The organism is Spiroplasma endosymbiont of Anurida maritima, from assembly GCF_042465095.1.
In the GTDB taxonomy this organism is placed as follows: domain Bacteria; phylum Bacillota_I; class Bacilli_A; order Mycoplasmatales; family Mycoplasmataceae.
This window is the reverse complement of record NZ_CP102059.1, coordinates 742,142-758,595: the sequence shown is the minus strand read 5'-3', so window position 1 is coordinate 758,595 and position 16,454 is coordinate 742,142. Positions and strand designations below refer to the sequence as shown.

General features: G+C 22.7%; 18 protein-coding genes. 3 read left to right on the top strand and 15 right to left on the bottom strand.

The window, feature by feature from the left end:
- The 3 genes from NPX79_RS03590 (at position 1) to NPX79_RS03580 (ending at position 3,619) form a co-directional block, all read left to right on the top strand.
- Positions 1 to 1,116, top strand: coding sequence for a nicotinate-nucleotide adenylyltransferase (locus NPX79_RS03590; protein ID WP_381415066.1), 1,116 nt, complete (start codon positions 1 to 3; stop codon positions 1,114 to 1,116).
- 73 nt (positions 1,117 to 1,189) lie between these two features.
- Positions 1,190 to 1,855: a hypothetical protein gene (locus NPX79_RS03585; protein WP_381415065.1), complete on the top strand. Its 666-nt coding sequence runs from the start codon at positions 1,190 to 1,192 to the stop codon at positions 1,853 to 1,855.
- 1,248 nt (positions 1,856 to 3,103) lie between these two features.
- On the top strand, positions 3,104 to 3,619 hold the full coding sequence (locus tag NPX79_RS03580; RefSeq protein ID WP_381415064.1) for a hypothetical protein: 516 nt from the start codon (positions 3,104 to 3,106) through the stop codon (positions 3,617 to 3,619).
- Between the two features lie 360 nt (positions 3,620 to 3,979).
- Here NPX79_RS03580 and NPX79_RS03575 read toward each other — a convergent pair whose 3' ends face one another.
- The 15 genes from NPX79_RS03575 to NPX79_RS03505 form a co-directional block, all read right to left on the bottom strand.
- Positions 3,980 to 4,252, bottom strand: coding sequence for a hypothetical protein (locus tag NPX79_RS03575; protein ID WP_381415063.1), 273 nt, complete (start codon positions 4,250 to 4,252; stop codon positions 3,980 to 3,982).
- Positions 4,253 to 4,262: 10 nt separating this feature from the next.
- A complete protein-coding gene (locus NPX79_RS03570; protein ID WP_381415062.1) occupies positions 4,263 to 4,892 on the bottom strand; it encodes a hypothetical protein in 630 nt (209 codons plus the stop codon).
- A 369-nt stretch (positions 4,893 to 5,261) separates the two neighbouring features.
- The gene (locus NPX79_RS03565; protein WP_381415061.1) at positions 5,262 to 5,600 is read right to left on the bottom strand and encodes a hypothetical protein; all 339 of its coding nucleotides are present in this window, start codon (positions 5,598 to 5,600) and stop codon (positions 5,262 to 5,264) included.
- Positions 5,601 to 5,684: 84 nt separating this feature from the next.
- The gene (locus NPX79_RS03560) at positions 5,685 to 5,906 is read right to left on the bottom strand and encodes a YneF family protein (protein WP_381415060.1); all 222 of its coding nucleotides are present in this window, start codon (positions 5,904 to 5,906) and stop codon (positions 5,685 to 5,687) included.
- A 65-nt stretch (positions 5,907 to 5,971) separates the two neighbouring features.
- Entirely contained in the window at positions 5,972 to 7,930 is a 1,959-nt protein-coding gene (tkt, locus tag NPX79_RS03555; protein WP_381415059.1) for a transketolase, read from the bottom strand.
- Positions 7,914 to 8,162, bottom strand: a complete 249-nt coding sequence (locus NPX79_RS03550; protein WP_381415058.1) for a DUF896 domain-containing protein — start codon at positions 8,160 to 8,162, stop codon at positions 7,914 to 7,916. Before NPX79_RS03550 ends, tkt begins: the two co-directional genes overlap by 17 nt.
- Positions 8,155 to 9,894, bottom strand: a complete 1,740-nt coding sequence (gene aspS / locus NPX79_RS03545) for an aspartate--tRNA ligase (RefSeq protein WP_381415057.1) — start codon at positions 9,892 to 9,894, stop codon at positions 8,155 to 8,157. The genes NPX79_RS03550 and aspS overlap by 8 nt, the downstream gene beginning before the upstream one ends.
- A 259-nt stretch (positions 9,895 to 10,153) precedes the next feature.
- Positions 10,154 to 10,423, bottom strand: a complete 270-nt coding sequence (locus NPX79_RS03540) for a hypothetical protein (protein WP_381415056.1) — start codon at positions 10,421 to 10,423, stop codon at positions 10,154 to 10,156.
- 7 nt (positions 10,424 to 10,430) lie between these two features.
- A complete protein-coding gene (locus NPX79_RS03535) occupies positions 10,431 to 10,817 on the bottom strand; it encodes a hypothetical protein (protein ID WP_381415055.1) in 387 nt (128 codons plus the stop codon).
- Positions 10,805 to 11,926: an aminopeptidase P family protein gene (locus NPX79_RS03530; protein WP_381415054.1), complete on the bottom strand. Its 1,122-nt coding sequence runs from the start codon at positions 11,924 to 11,926 to the stop codon at positions 10,805 to 10,807. Before NPX79_RS03530 ends, NPX79_RS03535 begins: the two co-directional genes overlap by 13 nt.
- Before the next feature lie 42 nt (positions 11,927 to 11,968).
- Positions 11,969 to 13,417, bottom strand: a complete 1,449-nt coding sequence (locus NPX79_RS03525) for a 1-deoxy-D-xylulose-5-phosphate synthase N-terminal domain-containing protein (RefSeq protein ID WP_381415053.1) — start codon at positions 13,415 to 13,417, stop codon at positions 11,969 to 11,971.
- 8 nt (positions 13,418 to 13,425) lie between these two features.
- Positions 13,426 to 14,133 carry a hypothetical protein gene (locus NPX79_RS03520; RefSeq protein WP_381415052.1) on the bottom strand — a complete coding sequence of 236 codons (708 nt, stop codon included), beginning with the start codon at positions 14,131 to 14,133 and terminating at the stop codon, positions 13,426 to 13,428.
- Between the two features lie 14 nt (positions 14,134 to 14,147).
- On the bottom strand, positions 14,148 to 14,360 hold the full coding sequence (locus tag NPX79_RS03515) for a hypothetical protein (RefSeq protein WP_381415051.1): 213 nt from the start codon (positions 14,358 to 14,360) through the stop codon (positions 14,148 to 14,150).
- Complete coding sequence (gene xseA / locus NPX79_RS03510) at positions 14,353 to 15,519, bottom strand: exodeoxyribonuclease VII large subunit (RefSeq protein WP_381415492.1); 1,167 nt, start codon at positions 15,517 to 15,519, stop codon at positions 14,353 to 14,355. Before xseA ends, NPX79_RS03515 begins: the two co-directional genes overlap by 8 nt.
- Positions 15,520 to 15,548: 29 nt before the next feature.
- Positions 15,549 to 15,953, bottom strand: coding sequence for a transcription antitermination factor NusB (locus NPX79_RS03505; RefSeq protein WP_381415050.1), 405 nt, complete (start codon positions 15,951 to 15,953; stop codon positions 15,549 to 15,551).
- Positions 15,954 to 16,454: the final 501 nt, after the last annotated feature.

The following is a 16,454-nucleotide window of genomic DNA, read 5'->3' as shown; positions in this document are numbered from 1 at the left end:
ATGAAAATAGGAATTTTTGGCGGAACTTTTAACCCCTTTCACAATGATCATTTAAAAATAATTATTAATATTAAAAAGAAATTTGATTTTGATGAAATATGGGTTTTACCTACAAATCAAAACCCATTTAAATCAATTCAACCAATTTCTGACACTCAAAGATTGGAAATTATAAATTTATTTATTAAAAAATACAAATTTATAAAAGTAAAAGATTATGAGTTAAAAAATAAAGAACCATCTTTAACAACAAATACTGTAGATTATATTGTTAATAAATTTCCATTTGATGATTTTTATTTAATATTTGGAGATGATCAATTAACTCATTTTGAAAAGTGAGAAAATTGAGAAAATATAGTTCAAAAATGTAAGCTAATTTTTGTAAGCCGTGAAAATCAAGAAATGATTGATTTTAATATGCTAAATAAATACAACGCCCAATATTTCTACTATTTACAAAATCAAAATATTTCTTCTACTAAAATAAGGTGCGGCAATTATAAAAACATTAATAAAAAATTAATTAAATACATTAATGAAAATAATTTATATTGAAATGAAAAACTTTTGAATATGTTAGATGAAAAAAGAAAAGAACATTGTGAAAATGTAGGCATTATGTGCGAACAATTAGCAAAAAAATACAGAGAAAATGATAGTGAATTTATTAAAAACTCATATATTGCGGGTTTATTACATGATTTAACAAAGCAATTAGAAGATAAAATTAGCACTAATATATTACAAAATTATGGAAAAAAATATCTTAGTGAACCAAAACCCATATGACATGGATATACGTGTTATTTCTACTTAAAAAAGGCTTTAAAATATAAAAATAATGAAATACTTAATGCAATAAAACACCATACAGTAGGAAATATAAGAATGTCTTTCTTAGATAAAATTGTTTTTGTTGGTGATAAAATTAGTAAAGAAAGAATTTGAGAAGGGGTTGAATATTATAGAGATTTAGCTTTTAAAAATCTTGATAAATGCTTTATTGAACTTTTAAATTTACAATATAAAGTTGCAATAGAAAAACATGGTAAAAATAATGTTGGAAAAGGGTTAATAAAACACTTAAATTTTTGAAATAATAAAAACAAGTAAAAAAAATCAAATGTTTATAAAAAATTATTTTAAATGATAAAATTAGTTAGATATTAATTTATAAGGAGAAAACATGAAATTAATTGTAGCAGCAATGAAAGATGAAATTTCAATTTTCTTAGTGAATTATAAGTTGGAAAAATTATCAGATAACCTTTTTAAAAGCAAAAACTTTATATTATTAATTACAGGCATTGGGCTTATGAATTCAATGTATGAACTTCACAAAGTTTTAAATCAATACAAAGAAGTTAAAGAAGTTATCAATGTCGGCACTTGTGGAACTAATAAACAAGAATGCAAAATTAACACACCTTATTATGTTAGTGAAGTAAACAACTTAATGGCAGATGTAAGGGCTTTTGACTATAAAATAGGACAAACACCAAAAGGTTTTTGTTCTATTAAAACAGATGATAATTTAAATAAAAAATTTGAAGCAAAAGGTATTTTAGGAAATAAAGTGTTAGGGAGTAGTGATACTTTTTTTAATACAGAATTACATAAAAAATATTTAATTAATGATTGAAATAATATAATTGATCTTATAGATATGGAAGGTTATGCTTTAGCTTATATTTGTAAAAAGAAAAATTTAAAATTAGGTATAATTAAATGACCGAGTGACAGCTTGTTTAATTCTGTTTATAACTCTAGTGAAGAGTTTGAAAACAATTTAAACCAAAATATCAAATATAATATTAGTGAAGTATTAACCGATTTAGTAGAGGAGATTTAAAATGAAAACAATAGAAAACCAAACACCATCACAAATGTTTAAAGAAGTTTTAAATAGCTTTTATTTAGATAACGATCAATTAGATTTTATAAATAAGGAATACAAAAGAATTTATGAGTTTGAGTTAAATGAAAAATGTTTTTGTTTAAGCGGAAATAATTATAGTGATTGCTGTTTAAAAAATTTAAAAGATAAAAAAAGCTCAGTATTGAGTATTTTAAGAGTTGTAAAAGATAAATCTTTAATTAAAGATTGAAAATTACAAACAAATACAAGATTAAATGAAGTAATTGAAGATATGAAAAAAAATCAAAATTGCTTTATTAAAGGGTGCAAAAATTCTGTTTTTAAAATAAATTTATATGATGAAAATGTAATTGCTAAATTTATTGAAAATAATAACGATTTTTATAAACATCATGTTTTTTCTGAAAAGTATTTCTTAAAAAATACTTCAGAAACACCATACGAAGAAACTACTAATGTTAATTATGAAAACTATTTAATATGTGAAAATCATATTAATGATTTGAGTGAAGATAATGATTTATTTGAATTGGTAAGAATACTAGCACAGAATTTATATGAAANNAAAATTGTTTTTTTAAAAGCGACTAAGAAAGATTATCTTGAGGACTTTAACTCTTATAGTGTTTCTGAAAAAATGATTATTACTTTAAAATTAAGAGTTCTTAGTAGGGATGTTTCATCTTTAGAAGGGGAGTTTGATTTACTTTTAAAATCTAAAAATAATTTATTAGATAACTACGAATTAAAGGTTTTTGAGTTTAAAAAATCACAAAAGTTATTTATTTTAAAAGATATGCTATTGCCACCAATTACACCAATTACTTTTAAAGCTATAAATTCATATAAAAACTTTTTTATTGAATTAAATCCAATGTTTATTATTTATAAAGACAATAAATGTTTTATTTATTTTCACAAAAATCATAAAATACTTTATACATATTTTGCTGAGTGAAATGAAAAACTTCATAACCAAAAACTAATTGAGAACTTTATTAGTAATTTAATTATGAGCAACAACTATCACATAGTTTTTTCAAGAAAAAAATTTGATAGGTATTTAAAAAATAATAGTAATTTACAAAACTTAAAAGAAATTTTCTACCAAAGATACCAAAGTCCAGCAACATCAGCTGATGAAATGCGTTTACAGATGTATTTTAGTAATTATCATTATGGAATTAATATTTTAAAATAGTTATATAAAAAGGGGATAAATTGTCGTTATTTTTAATCATATTTTTAATAGTTGTTTTACTATTGTTTTTTATCTTTTTAACAATTATGCTAATTCATAATAAATTTTTAAAAAAATATAAATTAGAAAGAATAAAATTTAAAAATTATATAGATAGGGGACTTATATTTGAAAATAATCATCAAAAACAAGTAAAAATTCACGAAATTAAACTAAAAAATAAAAAAATACATGAAATAGCTAAAAATAAGGCAATTTTAAAACAACAAGAAGAAAATAAAAATGAAATAATATGAAGTACTAAAAATTATTATAATATTAATAATAAATATTATAATTATAATATTATAGATAATAATATTATAATATCTAATAATAATACTATTATTATTGAACAGTCATTAGATCATTTTAATAATAATTGTTTCTTTGCCACTATTATAATTAATAAAAATATTGTTAGTGGTCTATTTTATATTTATAAAAATAAAGAACGTGAAAAATTGTTATTTATCAAATTTAACCTTGAGACATAAAAAAAATTTAATTCCCCCACTATTATTAGAAAAATATCTTTTTTAAGCCTTTAAATGGCTTTTTTTAATGTTTTATTAGTGTTATCTCTTTATTATGTTTTACTACACCCTTATTGATGTGTATTGTATCTTTATTTAGCATTAATAGTTATTTATTTAACTCTAATAGTATTTATTTGATTATTATATATCTAATAATTTAAGTTAAAAATTAATTTTAATGTAAATAATATTCATAATAGCAATTTTAAATATAATTGAATTAATAAATAAAAAGGGGACTTATTAAACTGTAAGCTATATTTTATAGTCTTAACAATTAATTTAACTCCCCTATTTAATTTGATTAAATAAATTATTTTATTCTTGCGCTTCTACTGTTGGTTCTGTAACTTCCGCTTTCGTATTACTTTGTGTTTCAACTTCATCTTTTGAAACTAGGATTAATATTCCAGAAATTATCCCAAACGGCATAAAGAATATTGTACATATTCCTAAAGCAATATGCTCTTTTCCATCATAAATTGTTTTTTTAATTGCTATTGTCATCGGAATCATTCAAGCTAAAGGTAATATTAAAATACCACTAAAAACTGTCCCAATTATTGATAAAATATATGCTGCTTTTCTCATAAAGTTTCTCCTAATCAATGTTCATTAAACTTATTTGTTTTATCATATCATATTCTTGTTCATAAAAGTATGATAAAAATGTTTTAAACTTTGTAATATCTTCTGTTTTTAAATTACCATTTTTTAATAATCAATTTATTGATTGGTAATTCTCGCTAAAGTTCTTTAAAGATTTTGTTAAATTATTTTTTAAAAAAATTAAATCTTCAAGACTAAAATCATTAGTAAAAGACATTTTTTCGTAATGATCTATATTTGTATTGTTTTCAATCATGTAAATATATCTTAAGGCTTTATTAGAAATATGTTTATAAAATGTTAAGTGAGCTGCAAAAACATTTTTTTCAATCATGCTCGCTTTATCTTTTATGTTTTCAATGTCTTTAAAAGCTTTTAAATAATTTTTGTATTCAATATAATATGTTTTATATATTTCTTTTCACTCTTCAAGGTTTTTACCTTTAACATTATAATTTCAAGGTTCGCTAAAATTTACTATTTTAATATTTTTGGTTTCATTTACTTTACTTGATGTTTTTGTTGTGTATGATGCTTGTTTGTTGTTACCACACCCAATAACTAAGCTAACACTACTTGAAATTATAAAAATGGAAAGTAGTGCATATAACATTTTTTTCATATCACTCCCCCTTTTAATAACTAATTTATAATTTATATTTAAAAATAATATCACTATAAACATAAAAAGAAGAAGAAATATGTCATATACGCATATTTGCATAAAAAAAATAGATTATTTAAATCTATTTATAAGCTATGTTTTAGTTTTATTGCCAAGGAAAAGTAAGAAATAAAAGAAAAACAATCAGGAGAATAAAAATTAATTTATTATATTGTATATTATTTATTTTAGTTATTAAAACATAGCTTTATGTGTAATTATTTTATAAGTGTAAAAACATAGAATATAATGTATATCCTATGTTTTTATTATACATAATTTTTTTAAAAAAAATACTATTTTTATGAAAAAAATTAGTAATTTTTTCTATTTATTTTTAATTTTATTCCTTAAAGCTTTCATTTTATCTTTTAATTCATTTTCTGTAGCAACACGACCAAAGTTTTCTTCATCACTATGATTAAACTTTTCACGTAATTTATCTGTTTTTTTACGAGCCATATATATTGAGTATTCAATTGTTCCTTTTTTAGGAACTGATGACTTTTTAGTGCTTTTTGGCGCAAGATCACTTTCAACAGGAACACCTTTTAAACGATCAAGTGCTGTTTTAATATCTTTTTCATTTTTTGCAATTTTACTCTTTGTAGAATTTTCTTCACAAATATGAATTTTTGTATGAATTGGACAAAATTTTGGAATCATATTATTTCTCCTTTTATAAAATAAAACAATAAAAATTCATTTATAGATTGTATAAATAAATTTTTATTGTTTTTTGCGCAAAAATTATTTTGCTTTTTTCATTGAGTTAACAACTTTTTTAATATCAGCTTCAGATGGTTTTCTTCCCATTTGTAAATACATTGCTCTAATTTGTTTTTCATTAATTGGCGGATTGTCTCTTAATTGTTTTTGAACAATTTTTTTTNNAGTTATAACAAAACCTAAAACACCCCCAAGAACTAAACTAGCAATAGCAATAAGTAATGCTCCTCATCAAACTATCATTTTAATACCTACCCCTCTATTATTTATAAATCAACATTATTATAACATATTAAAATATCTAAATATTATTCTATGTATTCTTTGATACTATTTACAACTGAATCAGCATCAAATTTAAAGTGTTTAATAATATCATCATATTTAGCAGATTCACCAAAAGTGTTTATTCCTATATTTAAACCATTTTTACCAGTAAATCTTTCTCAACCAAATGTTGATGCCATTTCTAATGAAACCTTAAATGAATCATCTCCTAAAATATCATTTATATAATCACATTCTTGTTTAAAGAATAATTCTCAACATGGAACAGAAACAACGTTTGTTTCAATATTTTCACTTGCTAATTTTTCAGCAGCATTTAAAGCTAAAGAAACTTCACTACCTGATGCATAAATTGTTACTTTATTATCTTTGTTTTGTCTAACAAAATAAGCTCCTTTTTGCGCGCTTTCACTTGAAGAGTTAGCAATTTGCGGTAAGTTTTGTCTTGTTAATAAAAGTGCTGTTGGTGTATGTTTTTCATTAAAGGCACTTTGGTATGCTCCTAATGTTTCGTTAAAGTCAGCTGGTCTAAATACATTTAAATTTGGTTGACTTCTTAACATTGCATATTGTTCTACCGGTTGGTGTGTTGGTCCATCTTCTCCAACAGCTACAGAATCGTGTGTAAAGACGTATAAATTTGATAAATTCATAATTGAAGATAATCTCATTGCTGGTTTCATATAATCTGCAAAAACTAAAAATCCAGCTGCAAAAGCTTTAAATCCACCATGTAGCATAATTCCGTTATTGATAGCACCCATTGCAAACTCTCTTACACCATATGGTAAATTATTACCGTGATAATTTTTAGCTGTAAAATCACCAAAAATACCTTTTACTTTAGTAGAACCAGCTAAATCAGCACTTCCTCCGATTAAATTACTTAAATTATTTTGAATGTGATTTAAAATTGAACCACTTATGTTTCTAGTTGCTTCTGGTTTTGTAAGAGCTAATTCTTTAAAATCAATTTCATTAATACTAAAATCATTTCTTAAAACTTTTTCTAATATTTTACCTTCTTTTTCAAAGACATTTAAATAATCCTTATATATTGAAACTCATTCTTCATAACTTTCAATTCCACGGTTTTTTACATTTTTTNNTTCAAAATCATCATATACCTCTTGTGGCATTTCAAAATCATCATGATTTCAATCATAATACTTTTTAACATTTTCTAAATCATTACCTAAAGGAGCCCCGTGAACAGCAGATGTCCCCTCTTTTGAAGCTCCTCTCCCTATTATAGTTTTAACTTCAATTAAAGATGGTTTTTTACTACTTTTAGCTTTTTCAATCGCTAAGTTTATTTCTTCGGTATTTTCCCCGTCTTTAACTAAAATATAATTTCAATTTGCAGCATCAAATTTTTTCTTAAAGTTTTCTGATTGCACTAAACTAGTTTTAGAATCTAATTGAATATCATTTGAATCAAATAAAACAATTAATTTATTTAATTTTAAATGACCAGCAACAGAAATAGCTTCTTGAGCAACACCCTCTTGTAAATCTCCATCCCCACAAATTACATATGTGTAATGATCAAATATCTTATGTGTTTTTTTATTAAATTTATTTGCTAAATAAGTTTCGGCAATTGCACTTCCAACACCCATTGCAAAACCTTGTCCAAGTGGACCTGTTGTTGCATCTACTCCTTGAGTAATATGAGATTCCGGGTGACCCGGTGTTAGTGAATATAGTTGGCGGAATTTTTTTAATTCTTCCATTGAAACACTTTCAAATCCTGATAAATGTAATAAAGAATATAATAAACCAGAACCATGTCCAGCTGATAATATAAAACGATCTCTATTTATTCATTTATCAATTTTAGGATTAATATTTAAATGTTTAGTAAATAAAGTATAAGCCATTGGAGCAGCTCCTAATATAATACCAGGGTGACCTGAGTTTGCTTTGTTCACAGCTGTTGCTCCTAATATTCTTAAAGCATTAATTGATTTTTTCATTTTTATCTCCTTGTTTTTTTAATTCTTTTATTTTATCGGGTGTAACATCTTCACCTTGATCATTAACAACTTTGATATTTTTTATTTGTGAAATAAATCCTTCACGAAAGTTTTTTAAATATATCTTACGCAACTTTTGTTGTTCTTTTATTTCATCTTCTGTTAAGGTTTCTTTTTTTTGCTTATTAGCTAATTCGTTAATTCTACCAATTATTTTATCATTGCTATTCATTTTCTTCTCACTTTATTTCATTTTCTTGTTCTTTTGATATAAAATCTGGAGCATTTGTCATCGGATCAACTCCATGTGAATTTTTCGGAAAGGCAATAACATCTCTAATAGAGTTACTTTTTGTTATTAACATTAATAATCTATCTAACCCTAAAGCAATTCCAGCATGTGGTGGGACACCATATTCTAAAGCTTCATTAAATCATCCAAATTTATCATTTATTTCATCTTGTGATAAATTTAAAAGCTTAAATACCTCATTTTGAATATCTTTATCGTGTATTCTAACACTTCCCCCACCAAGTTCAAATCCATTTAAAACAATATCATAAGCATCAGCATAAGCTTGTTTAGGATTATTAAAAATTTCCTCTTTGGTTGTTGGGTTTGTAAATGGATGATGCATAGAAATATATCTATTTTTCACTGAATCATATTCAAATAATGGTCATTTTTTGATTCAAATGAAATTATACTCATTTTCATTTGATAATTTATGTGTTTCATTTAACATTGTTCTTACCGCACCTAATGATTGGGTCACAATATTAAAATCATCAGCAATAAATAAAAGTGTCGTTTCTTTATTATTTTTAATGAAATTCTTTTTTAAGTTATCTAAAATATTTCTTTCAATAAACTTACTAATTGAACCAGTTCATTGATTATCTTGATATTGTAAGTAAGCAAGACCTTTGGCTCCGTTTTGTTTAGCTCTATTTTCTAATTTTTTTATTTCATTTTTAGAAATTATTTTATCAAAATTAATCATTTTAATAACTTTATTTTTATCATTAGCTACACTATTAAAGATTGAAAAAGTTGTTTCTTTAAAATAAGTATCCACAGTTAATAATTTTAAATCAAACCTTAAATCAGGCTTGTCACTACCATAATTATCAATTGCAAAATCATACTCCATTGTTTTAAATGGTGTTTTTAAACTTATATTTAAACATTTTTTGAAAATAGTTTTTAAAAGTTTTTCTGTTATTGCAATAACTTCATCACCATTTACAAAACTAAGTTCCATATCTAATTGTGTAAACTCTAATTGACGATCACTTCTTAAATCTTCATCACGAAAACATTTTGCTATTTGATAATACTTATCTAAACCTGACATCATTAAAATTTGCTTAAACAATTGTGGCGATTGAGGTAATGCAAAATACTTATTATTAAAATTTCGTGAAGGAACTAAAAANTCCCTAGCACCTTCTGGTGTTGATTTATTTAATATTGGTGTTTCAATATTTAAAAAATCTTTACTATTTAAAAAAGCGTGAATTTCATTTGTAATTTTGCTACGTAAAATTAAATTTTCTTGCATTACAGGACGTCTAAGGTCTAAATAACGATATTTTAATCTAACATCTTCCAAAGCATCAGTTTCATCCCTTATTAATAAAGGAGGTAGTTTAGATTTTGATATAACTTTAATCTCTTTAACATCAACTTCTATTTCGCCGGTTTTTAAATCTAAATTAGGATCTTTTCGTTTATTTACAATACCATTTATTGATACTACATATTCATTTTTTAAACTTTTTGCATCTTCATAAAACTTATTTCGTTCATTAACAACACATTGGGTAATACCATAACGATCTCTAATATCAAAAAAAACTAAATTACCTAACTTTCTAACTTTGTTAATTCATCCAGATATAATGACTGATTTATTGATGTTTTTTAAATTTAATTCTCCACAATTATGGGTTCTGCTCATAATACTCCTAAATACTTCTACTTAATAATTTCTGTTTTATTATTTGTTGTTTCATCTCATATTGTTAACTTTAAAAAATTATCATTATTGATTACCACATTGTTGATATCAATGATTTTAAATACCTTACCATTGTTTTTAATAAGATCACCAATTTTATAATTAACTTTATTTTGAACCTTATCAACTTTTGTTTGATTATCAAAATTATAGTTATTTATATCAAAAGCTAAATTTTCATTATTTTTGGCAGGATTGTTTACATTAATAAAATTATCAATTTTATTTTGTTTTTTTTATATCAAAAATTTTTGTAATACTTTTTTTTCTCTTCTAAACCACTTGGAGAAGATGTTAACTTAGAATTTGGCACATTGTTATTTATTTGATGTAAATTTTCACCATTTTCATTTAAAAAATCAAAGTTTCTTTTTTTAATTTCTGTCTTAGTTTTTTTAAAAGAAAAATCTGCATTTTTTTCACTTACATTATTTTCAATATGTTTATTAATAATATTATTGCTTTCCAATATACGATTAATTTTTTTTAATGTTACCACCATATTTAATTAAATATTTTTGAATTAAATTCATGTTTGTTTTAACATCGTTTTCAAATTGTTTATTTTGAGAATTAAAACCATTATTTTCTAAATTATTATTACTCGAAAATTTAGCAAAATTATCCATAGTTTTTTTATAAATTTTATTAGAATATTTTTGACTATTTTTTGGTAAAACATAAAACACAAATATAAATATTATTGTTAAAAAAATTAAAATTGAAATAATCGATAAGATAATAGACACATTAAAAATAATGATTGGTAGATTTGTAATATAAGTAATTAATAAAAAAGATAATGAAAATATTGTAAATATAAAACTAATTAGTCCTAATATTTTAAATTTTAAATTATTCAATTTCAATTCCATTTGTTGTAATTAATTTTTTTAGTTGATTTTGTTAAAATTTCATAACCATTTTTTTTAACTAATATATCATCTTCAATTCTTACACCACCAACTCCTGGAATGTAAATTCCAGGCTCAACAGTTATAACCATACCAGCTTTTAAAGGTGTTGAAACAAATGGTGATACTCTTGGAAATTCATGAACTTCAATACCTAATCCATGGCCAGTTGAGTGAACAAAGTATTCTCCATAACCTTTTGAAGTAATGTAGTCTCTACAAATTTTATCAATTGCTTTACTTTCCATACCTTCTGTAATTGCTACTGTCCCTAATCTTTGAGCTTCTCTAACAACTTCAAAGATTTCTTTCATTTTCTTATAGTTTTTATTTTTAGTGTGATCACCAACAATAAAAGTTCTAGTCATATCTGATGTATAATTTTCAAAAACACAACCAAAATCTACAGTAACAAAATCACCATCATTAATAAGTTTTTCTGATGCTCTCCCATGTGGTAAAGCCCCTCTTTCTCCTGATGCAACAATTGAGTTAAAACTTAAACTTGATGCTCCTAAATCAATAAAAGAATTATAAATAAATTTTGCAATTTCTATTTCTTTCATATTTGGTTTTGCAAATTTAGTTAATTTTTCAAAAGTTTTATCTGTAATTTCACATGCTTTTTTAATTATTTCTATTTCTTGTGAAGTTTTAACACCTCTAATACTATTTACCGGAACACTTGTTAAATCATAATCTTTAAATATTTTTTTGTAATTTAAAAACATATCATATGTTGTATATTCTTCTTCAAATCCAATACTTGGTTTTTTACTTTTAGCATTTTCATTTACTATATCTAAAACTTGTTGGTACAAACCACCTTTGTTGTTTGCTTTAATTTCTACAATGTTTTCTATATTTTTAACTTTTTCTTTTCCATCAGTAATATATCTACCGTCTAAAAAAATATAACTATTTTTCTTAAAGTATAATATTAAACCATCAGATGATACAAATTCAGATAGTCAATATCTATTTTCCTTTGATGTTATGATAATACAATCTAAATTATTTTCCTTTAAAATTTGATCTAATAAATTTCTTTTTAACATAATTTCCCCTTAAGTTTTACATTCATATAATCATATTATCACTTAAATTAAGGTAATTAAAGCATCATTTCTAGAATTTAGACTTCTAAATTCTATATTTTTTAATTCTACGCCATTATTTTTAAAGATAAGTTTTAAGTAGCTGTTATTATTTAGTAAATTTTCTAAAACTATAACTTTTCTATTACTATTAACGTTCATTATGTTTTTAGGTGTAAAAAAATTGCTTTCTGTAGAATATCAAAGATAACTTAATTTTTTTTCAATTAATATTTTTAAAATTTCTACATCATTTGTAATATATAAAGCATCTTTTTTGTTATTGAAATCTATCAATAATTTTTTTTTCAATAAAATCTTTAGGTAATTTAACAAAAACNNAGTTTTATTATGTGTTTCACTTAAAGATTTAATTAAAGACTCTTTTGTATGGGTAAAAATAATCTTATGATTTTTAAGATAACTTAAAAATAGTATATCCAAATATCCATCATGTGTTTCACCATCACCTTGATTTTTACCATTTCTATCTACTATTACAATTAAATTATCGGAGTCTAGTAAATTATTGTGCTTTAAAACATATATACATCTTTCTAAAAATGTTGAATATATATAAAGATATACTTTTTTACCACTTTTAATTAATCCACTAGAAATTAAAAAAGCTAACTCTTCATTTATGCCAACATCAATATAGTTTTTATTTTTGATTTTTAAATTCATTGCACAAGAAATCAAATAAGTATTTTTGTCTAATAGCTTACTTTCAACTTCTTTTGTTAAATAATTTTTAACATTGTTTTCTGACATAAATAATTTATGCGATCCCTTAACATTCGACTTTAAACCGTTACCTTTAATTGTATTAACATAAAATATATTATTATTTTTCATAAATTTTTTATCTAATTGATTTTTTATTTTTTTTAAATCATGGCCATCTTTAATTTGAAAATAACTTAAACCAAACTCTGAAAAAAATGTTTCTTTATCACTTAAAGAAACAAAAAAACTTTCATATTCGTCAATACTAAAATTATTAACAACAATAAAGATATCTAAATTTTTAATTTTTAATTTTTTAATATTAATTAAGGCTTGTAAAATATAATTATTTTCAAAAGCAGCATCTCCAATCACACAAGCAACTCTAGCGTTAGGATTAGCTAAGCAATAGCCAATAGCTGTTCCTAAAGAATTTCCAGTATGACCATTAGACGAAAAATTATATTTTTCTTTGTTAAAAGTTTGAAATTTTTCAAAAGAAATTGTATTTATAGAATTATTTAAAAAATCTATTCCGCTATTAATAATTTTATAAGGCAATGTTTGATGACCAGTATCAAAAATAACCACATCTTTATTTAAATCATAATGATCAACAATAGCTAAAGTTAATTCTAAAACACCTAAATTACTTCCTAAATGAGAATTATTTTTTTTGGCATAATTAATAATAAAATTTTTTAAATCTTCTTTATTTTTCATGTAAAACTCTACTTTGATAACTTATATTTATCTAAAAAATAATTGTTTTGAATTATAAAACTATTAAAATAAATTGGCGAAATTCTTTCAATAACATTACTTCACATATCAATTAAACTTAGTTTAATTTTATATAAGTTAACTTCATATATGTTATTTTTTTGTAAAAATAATAAAATTGTTGAAATATATATATACATTGTTAAAGAGTAGCCATATTTATAATAAAAATATTTTTGGTTCTCATTTTTAATAGATGATGCATATATATTTCCAATATAAGAATATAATTTATGATTATTAAAAACATTTTCAGAAATAATGTCTTTATATAAATTAGTTTTTATATTATATTGCTCAAACAATGTGTTTTCAAAATTAAAATCTATTTTATTTTTAAAAACATTCATGTTTTCTTTTAAATAATTGTTAATATTTTTTCTAACTTTTTGAGAAATATTTGTTTTATTTAATTTATCATTTTCTATTACTTGTAATTTAATTAAAAACATTTTCTTAAAGTTTAAATCGTCATTAATATTATTTAAACGCAACAAATATACATAATTATTCATAATTAAATCTAAACAATCAAAATTTTTTAATCTTTTAACTTTTGTAATATTTAATTCTATATTTCTAAAATATTTTAAAATTTTTCGGTTAACTTTTTTTGTTCAACCTCTTCTTTCAAAAATTTGTCCTAGTTTTTTCATTTACACCAACTGTATTATTTAGTTATTTCCTCGTTATTAAAGTCATAAATATTTTCAATTAGTTTTTCTTTATTTTTAATATCTTTTTCAATATCATTGATTATTTCTAAAGAAGTTTTATAAAGTTCAATTGATTCTTCTAATGAAAGATTCTCATTAGAAATTTTATCTTTATTATCTTTTAAAATTGCAAATAAGTTTTCTATTGTTTTTCTATCTTTACTCATTGTCTATTACCTTTACCTTTTTAATTCCATCTTGTCACTCAACAAATATTTCTTGACCGACATTAATTTTACTAGCCGAATTTATGATATTAAATTCTAAATCTCTTGTTAGTGCAAATCCTTTTTCCAAGTATTTTAAAGGATTGGCTTCTTTAAAATAAGTATAATATATTTTAGCTTTTTTGNNCCTTAAATCTTTGATTTTCTTATCCATTTCATATTTTAAAATATTCTTATCGTTTTTTAATTTATCTTTTGTATCTAAAATATTTTTTAAAATAATTTTTTGATCATACTTTTCAAAAGTTGTTTTTGTGTGAAAAAGATTATTTTTATAAACACTTAATTTATTTTTTATATCAACAAAAAACGCTTTTTTTATTTGTAATATTTTATTTTCTAATTGTTCTTTATTAATATCAATGATCATAACAGCTGCCCCAGTTGGTGTTTGAGCATATTTGTCAGCAACAAAATCAGAAATTGGATTATTAGTTTCATGACCAATAGCTGAAATAATTGGTATTTTAGAATTATAAATAGCTTCTTGTACAACATACTCATTGTATGGTTGTAGGTCCTCTTCAGAACCACCACCCCGACAAACAATCAACACATCCAAGTTAAGATTTTTTTGATTTATAAGATTAATTTTTTTAGCTATATCTTTTTCAGCGTCCTGACCTTGAACTTTTGAAGGAAATAAAATAATTTCTAAATTATAAGGCGATATTTTTTTGAAAGTTCTAATAATATCGTGATATACACTTCCTTCACTAGCGGTTAAAATTCCAATTTTATTATTGTTTAAAATAATATCTTTTTTTAATTCTTTATTAAATCAACCTCTTTTTNNTAATAAATCTTCTTTCAATAAATTATTTTTAACAAATAAATTTCCAACTCCATCTAACAAAATATTTTTTATTTGAAATGATATTTGAGTTTTTTTAGCATAAAATCCTACATTACCAGTGGCAATAATTTTATCACCATTTTTAATGGCGCTAATTTTAGAAGTAACATTATTTTTAAATATTATTGCTGAAATTTCTGAAGTTTCATCTTTTAATGTTAAATAATAATGGCCTGTATTATGTTTTATTAAATTTGATACTTCTCCAACAACATTATAAAGTTGAAAAAGATTTTTACTTATAGTGTTCCCAATTTGTTTATTTAGATCCGTTAACTGTTATTTTCAAATTTAACACCATCCAATATTGCATTTATATAATTATAATCTTCATTATCACTAGTTTTTTCTAATATCTCTAAAACTTCGTTAACAATTATAGGTTTATCTATCTTTAAAAAATTAATTTCAAAAATACCTAAAAGCAAAATAGCTTTATGATAATTACTTAACCTTTCAAAAGTTCATCCATGTTTTAATTTTTCATTTATTTTTGCAACAATTTCATCTTCTTTTTTTAGAACATTAATACCTAAATTAATTATTTCTTCCGATATAGTTTCTGAAATACCAACACCGTTATTTATAGTTTTTAAGAAATCTTCTTTTTCTAAATTCATAACATAATGTGCATATAAAAAATTTATAGCTTCAATTCTTTGTTTTCTTTTTGACATATTTTTACCTCATCATAGATAATTATAACAAATTATTTATCAAATATTTTTTTTATAAAATTTAAATACTAAAAAATACCCAAAAATATAATTTATATAGTTTAATCCAATAAATCCCAAAAATCATGTAAGTAATTTTAAAACAGATACTTCATTAAAAAATACAAATTTTAAGATTACTATTCTGAACACTAATTCAAAGCTTACTTGAAAGAATATAATGAAAAGAAAAAATAACCACTTTTTATTTATTAAAAAAAATGTAGCTATGCAAAACAATGAATATGAAATTACAAAAAGAACAATATCATAGATCACATGATAAGGATCATCAATTCAATGTATAAATGGTACTAAAAAAGAAATGAGTATAGATGATTTTAAACCAACTATGTAAACAGATATTCCTAAAATAACATAATCTAATATTATAATTTCAAACGAAATAACACCAGGCAAAACAAAAATTGTTATATGAAATAAAGAAACCACTAAAACCAG